Below are 958 nucleotides of genomic sequence, written 5' to 3'. Positions count from 1 at the left end.
AACCCGCAAGGGAGGCAGGCCCCCAAGGAGTGGCTGGTAACTGGGGTGAAGTCGTAACAAGGTAGCCGTAGGGGAACCTGCGGCTGGATCACCTCCTTTCTAAGGAAGCGCTTCGGCGCATACCTAGGGGTCAAACCCGTCCCACACGGTGAAGCGTACAATCCAGTTTCCAGGGACCGAGCTGCGGCTCCGCGCGAGCGGAGGCTGCAGTTTGGGCCAGTAGCTCAGGTGGTTAGAGCGCACGCCTGATAAGCGTGAGGTCGGCAGTTCAACTCTGCCCTGGCCCACCTGAGCGTTCTGGAATGCTCTTGGGGCTGTAGCTCAGCTGGGAGAGCGCGGGCTTTGCAAGCCTGAGGTCGACGGTTCGAGCCCGTTCAGCTCCACCGTCTGGACCGCCAGACACCAAAAGACTGCGACGCTTCGGCGTCCCGGATCTCTGACAACTAAATAGATCGATAGATAGCGTCCTAAAGCTAGTGAAGAGCTGGCGCACGGAAGTTCGGCAATCGAACTCCGGGCGCGAGTTCGATGCGTGCCTTAGGGGTACGGTCAAGCTACGAAGGGCGCACGGTGGATGCCTAGGCGATCAGAGGCGATGAAGGACGTGGACAGCTGCGAAAAGCTCCGGGGAACCGCTAACAGGTTGTGATCCGGAGGTCTCCGAATGGGGAAACCCGAGCAGGGATTACCTGCCAGCCCATGGTGAATACATAGCCATGTGGCAGCCAAGCCAGGGAACTGAAACATCTAAGTACCTGGACGAAAGGAAAGCAAAAGCGACTCCCCCAGTAGTGGCGAGCGAACGGGGAAGAGCCTAAACCCAAGCAGTGCAAGCATGCTGGCGTTGCTGTTTGGGGGTCGTGGGTTTTTGCAGGAGAGACGGCATTCTCTCCGGCGAGTAAGAAAAGACGAGTCTAGCCGAACGGTATTGAAAGGCCGGCCATAGAGGGTGACAGCC

General features: G+C 58.9%; 2 tRNA genes and 2 rRNA genes. All 4 read left to right on the top strand.

Annotated elements, in window-relative coordinates:
• Nucleotides 1-99: ribosomal RNA gene (locus QHF85_RS49725) — 16S ribosomal RNA — on the top strand; the annotation flags it as partial.
• Between the two features lie 114 nt (nt 100-213).
• A tRNA-Ile gene (locus QHF85_RS49720) sits at nt 214-287 on the top strand.
• Nucleotides 288-310: 23 nt separating this feature from the next.
• Nucleotides 311-383 (top strand) — tRNA-Ala (locus QHF85_RS49715).
• A 164-nt stretch (nt 384-547) separates the two neighbouring features.
• Nucleotides 548-958 (top strand): 23S ribosomal RNA (locus QHF85_RS49710); the annotation flags it as partial.

The sequence above is a fragment of the Polyangium sp. 6x1 genome (assembly GCF_029946515.1).
In the GTDB taxonomy this organism is placed as follows: Bacteria; Myxococcota_A; Polyangia; order Polyangiales; family Polyangiaceae; genus Polyangium.
This window is presented reverse-complemented; position numbering and strand designations above follow the sequence as displayed.